Genomic DNA, 4,574 nt, shown 5'->3' on the forward strand with positions numbered 1-4,574 from the left:
ACTAAAACAGGCCTTTGCACTAGCTAAATCAGGATTAATATATGATGGAAATTATAAAAGTACTTTAGTGAAAAATTAATACATTTTTACTTGTTTTTTACCACAGTACTTTGTTGTAAACCGTACTTTCGCACGATTTTGTCGGCTTTCCTATATCCAATTCGCAACCCAATATACTGAAATTTCGCTAAAATTTCATTAACAAAATTTCGTTCATTTGGCCGGAATAGAGTAGGTTTTAAATCAGTTTTCCACAACTCTTCTACAATCCGATTTCCTTCGCCATATCTTTTAAATCTCTTATAAAAACCTAAAATTCCATCTGAAAAATCGTGGATTGCAACACTATCGAAAGCGTAAGATAAATTCCCGTTTTCAGAAAGTCGTAAGCCTAAATCAACATCTTCGCCACCTGCAATTGCAATTTGCTCATTAAATCCACCAATTGCGTTAAACGCCTTTTTCCAAATTAGGGAATTAGCTGTAATTAAATACTGCGGAACGAAATCGCCATTTTCATCATACGTTTTCAGAGGAATTAAAATTTCTTGGCTCTCGTAATATTTTGAAAGTTTGTCATTATCTAACGATTTAATATTGCCAGCATAAGCAACAGAGTTATTGTCAGCTTTTAAATAACCCCTAATAATTGACTTTGTTGGAATACAATCACTATCGTTAAAAAGCAACCATTTTCCTTTTGCAATTTTCGCTCCTTTATTTCGTGCAGAAGCTGGTCCAATTTTTCTGCATAAAATTAATTCAATCGGCAAACCGAAATTCAGATATTCAGATTTTAATTCGATTGCTGGACTTGAATTATTGTCAACAATTATTATCTCTTTTGGAAAGTTAGCTTTAGAGTGAGTTTCAAAGAATTTGGTTAAATAGTTATCAATTCCTTTTTGGTTGTCTTTTACTGGAATTACAATCGAAATTTCGTTTTTTGTAATTCGTTCAGACGATTTTTTTTCCGTCTTCTGTTCATCTTTGAAGAAGACTAATCGACTTATTAATGTCATTCGCGGTGTTTTTTGGGTATGGTTTACAACGGTTTTGTGTATGGTTAGTTGCGTGGTTAGGCAACTAAGTTAGCAAACATTTACGAACCCGTGAAAATTCCGCAGGAATTTTCGCAAGTAAGCTCAAAAAAGCAATTAACTATACACGGTGTTCTACGCAGTTTTTATTTCATTCATTTCAATATTCTGTTTATTTACTCTAAAAGTGTTATTTCTAGTTTGATTCTTAATCTTAATTCATATTGTTAATTAAGGTTTAATAATTTTAATAACTAAAGTTTTAAATTCTTGGGATTTTTTTCCATTTATGTTAATATTTTCTATATCGAAAATAGTCACATAATCTCCAGTTTTAAGCTTTCTAGCTAACGAAATAGATTTGCCATTGAGTGAATTTCCTGAAACAAGAATTGATGCGTTTCTTATGAACTTAATTTTAAAGTTTTCTATTCCAAAAGATTGGTTTTCATAGATTTCGTCACATTTAAAATTTAATTCATTGTCTGTTAATTCAGCAATTGTCATTTCGAAAGTGCAAGGCGCTTTGTCGATTAAAAGGTTTTTTGAGCTTTGACTTTGTGCGAATGAAAAATTCAAAATAATTAGTAGGATGGATAAAATTCTCATAGTTTTTAGTTTTATTAATATTTCTAATTAGGCAAATGTTTTGAGATAGTCGCGCAAATTGCGTAGAACGGTCTCGTGTATGATTAGTGGCGTGTTTAAGTACCTAATTTAGCAAATAAAAACCGAATAGAAAATCCGCGAGGATTTTCGTAAGCAAGCCTGAACTAGCCATTAATTATAAACGTTGTTATGCGCTGGTTTTATTTTAAAATGAATTGTTTAATTTCGGCAATCTTTTTTCTTTCTTATAATATTTGTATAGTAATAGAGCTTCGATAAATGCAGGTGGTTCTTCTTTTTTTGAAATCATTATATAAAAGCTTAATGAGTTTATGTTTTCAGTTTGCATAAAATCTTTAACATAATCATTTGTCAAAATATCTTTTTTGGTTAATCTATCTTTACCTCTTGAAGCTGTTAATCTATTTTTAATTGAATGGCTACCAAGTTCTCCATTGTTTTTTATTTTTCCAGCCATACCAATATATATAATTTGATTTGTCAAGTTATCCACCCAAACATAAACTCCAAATACATTTTGAACATTTTCTTTAATTTTTAAATTATAGTTTGCTCGACCATTTGGATCTTCAAATAATTCTTTTTCAATTTCAAAACTATATACAGGTTCTTCAACGTAAGGTTGAGCAATTTTCTTAATTTCTTCTATTGTCATTTGTCTAAAATATTTTTATCAACGAACAATTCAGCTTTGATGTTTGTCGTTTCTGTTATTCAGCCAGAACTTGGTGAAAGCTAAATTTTCGATTTGCGGACAGAACTTTGGATAGCTTTATTCAGCATTATTTTCCAAATAGTTTTAAATTCCATTTGAGTAGAAAATTCGACGTAATCATTTTTCATTTTTATTTCTTAAAATCAATAAATTTGAACCGAAGCACTATTTAAGTTGGTCTGTTCAACTTGCGCATAACGTTTATGTATAAGGATAGTTGCGGGTTTGTATGCGAGGATTTTCCGAAGGAAAATCAGATGCAGGCAAACACGCAATTGCCTTTGATTAAGCACTAAACCGCAATTATTTTTATACGGTGTTAGCAAATGTTTTTTTAATCTCGAATTTCAAATACACTCAATCCGTAATCATATCTTTCATTATGTATTGTTGGATAAACAGAACTTCCTCTAATTTCAAAAGCAGGTAATCCATAATCGTCAACAGAATTATGAATTGTTGGATAAATATCTTTATTTCTAACTTCATATGCAGGTAATCCATAAGAATGAATTTTGTCATTATGAATAGTAGGATACAATTCTTTACCTCTAACTTCATAAGCTGGAAAGCCGAATTCCTCAATTTCGTTGTGTATAGTTGGATAAAAATTTGACATAATTATTTAAAAGTTTTAATTCCGTTTTTATATTCAGTAAGACACTTTTCCTCTAATTCTACTTTCGGATTGTATGTCGTATTTCCTTCTCTAATTGATTTGTTTACATAAATCAATTCCAATGTTTCTAAATCAACTAAAATTATGTATCCATAATTTACACTCTTATCAGAAATGTCAAAATTTAGATAATATGGCATAATCTCTTTTGAATGATACCAAGAAGCAGATAAATTCAATTTAGGATTTTTATGTTCCTCAAAGTAATAATTTAGACATTTTGGGAAGACAATTTCTTTATCATTTATTCTCAATTTTTTCTTTTTTAAGTCAAATTTCGCAGGACTAAATTCTTTCGGTAAACCAATTATATTTCCATTTCCGTCAATTTGTAATGGTGTGTCTTGGTGAATAACATTTGAATTGGTAAGAAATAGAAATGATATTAAAATCAAAAATGTTTTCATTCGTAATGCTCGGTTTAAATATTTGCTAACGGTCTAGTGTATGATTTCGTTGCGTGTTTAAGGACTAAAGTTAGCAAATAATCACAGATAGAAAATTCCGCTGGAATTTTCGCAAGTAAGCCTTTACTAGCAATGAATTATACACATTGTTGTGCTTTCGTTATTTTTCAAAACTATCCAGCTCCTTGTTTGTTATTTCAATTAATGTTGTGATATCATTCTTGAGTTCCATTGATTCTTCTGACGACGTATTTATAATGACAAATAGCTGTACCAGATAACCAAATAATTGTGCTGATTGAAGTTGTTCCACGTCGAATTCTTTTTCTAATGGTGAATCAATTCCAAAAAATTTTTTAACATTCCTATTATTAGCCAATAGTGGTGCCAAATAATTTTGAAAATCTCGAGATACTGTTATTGTAAAATCATAAGCTCCAAATTCATCGTTTTTGATAAGATAATATTCACTCAATTTTTTTCTTAATTCATTATTGCTCAAAAGTTCAATATTCCCTGAACTTACCATATTTGAAAATCCTACACTATTGGACTTGAATCTCGCATTTAGAAACAATTCTCCAGACATAATATGAAAGAAAAGAGAATCTTTATCTTTTGAATTGAAGTCATTTTTTGACAGCAATTTCATAGTTTTCAATATTGCCCCTTGTCGGTTTTTAAAATGCTTGAGATTGTTATCAAGTTGCAGAGTATCCGAAATGAGGTTATCTCTAATCTCAATGAGGCCAAATCTTTCTTTTTCTTTGTTTTGATTTTGGATATTGTTGTTATTTATCCATAAGGCTATCAAAATTCCGATGACCACAAGAACAATTTCTCCAATGGCATAAATCAGATACTTACTGAATTTATTTTCAGTCAACATTTTTTGTCTAATTTTTCTAAAGAATTTTATCATTGGTTAATGGTTTGTCATAATTAGGCACAACGGTTTTGTGTATGATTAGTTGCGTATTTAAGCACTAAAGTTAGCAAATAAATCACAGATAGAAAGTCCGCGAGGACTTTCGTAAGTAAGCTTTAACTAGCAATGAATTATACACGTCTTAAGTTTACAATTCATTAAATTTAAGGATAAA

Annotated in this window: 6 protein-coding genes; all 6 read right to left on the reverse strand. The window is 29.9% G+C overall.

Going from position 1 to position 4,574, the window contains the following annotated elements:
- Positions 1–86: 86 nt before the first annotated feature.
- Complete coding sequence (locus VDP25_RS17270; protein ID WP_334471830.1) at positions 87–1,022, reverse strand: glycosyltransferase; 936 nt, start codon at positions 1,020–1,022, stop codon at positions 87–89.
- A 249-nt stretch (positions 1,023–1,271) separates the two neighbouring features.
- The gene (locus VDP25_RS17275) at positions 1,272–1,649 is read right to left on the reverse strand and encodes a hypothetical protein (RefSeq protein ID WP_334471831.1); all 378 of its coding nucleotides are present in this window, start codon (positions 1,647–1,649) and stop codon (positions 1,272–1,274) included.
- Positions 1,650–1,854: 205 nt separating this feature from the next.
- Entirely contained in the window at positions 1,855–2,325 is a 471-nt protein-coding gene (locus tag VDP25_RS17280) for a hypothetical protein (protein WP_334471832.1), read from the reverse strand.
- 394 nt (positions 2,326–2,719) lie between these two features.
- The gene (locus VDP25_RS17285; protein ID WP_334471833.1) at positions 2,720–3,004 is read right to left on the reverse strand and encodes a hypothetical protein; all 285 of its coding nucleotides are present in this window, start codon (positions 3,002–3,004) and stop codon (positions 2,720–2,722) included.
- Positions 3,005–3,006: 2 nt separating this feature from the next.
- Complete coding sequence (locus VDP25_RS17290; RefSeq protein WP_334471834.1) at positions 3,007–3,471, reverse strand: hypothetical protein; 465 nt, start codon at positions 3,469–3,471, stop codon at positions 3,007–3,009.
- A 160-nt stretch (positions 3,472–3,631) separates the two neighbouring features.
- Complete coding sequence (locus VDP25_RS17295; RefSeq protein WP_334471835.1) at positions 3,632–4,393, reverse strand: DUF6090 family protein; 762 nt, start codon at positions 4,391–4,393, stop codon at positions 3,632–3,634.
- Between the last annotated feature and the right edge of the window lie 181 nt (positions 4,394–4,574).

It is taken from the genome of Winogradskyella sp. ECml5-4 (assembly GCF_036903175.1).
Lineage (GTDB): Bacteria > Bacteroidota > Bacteroidia > Flavobacteriales > Flavobacteriaceae > Winogradskyella > Winogradskyella damuponensis.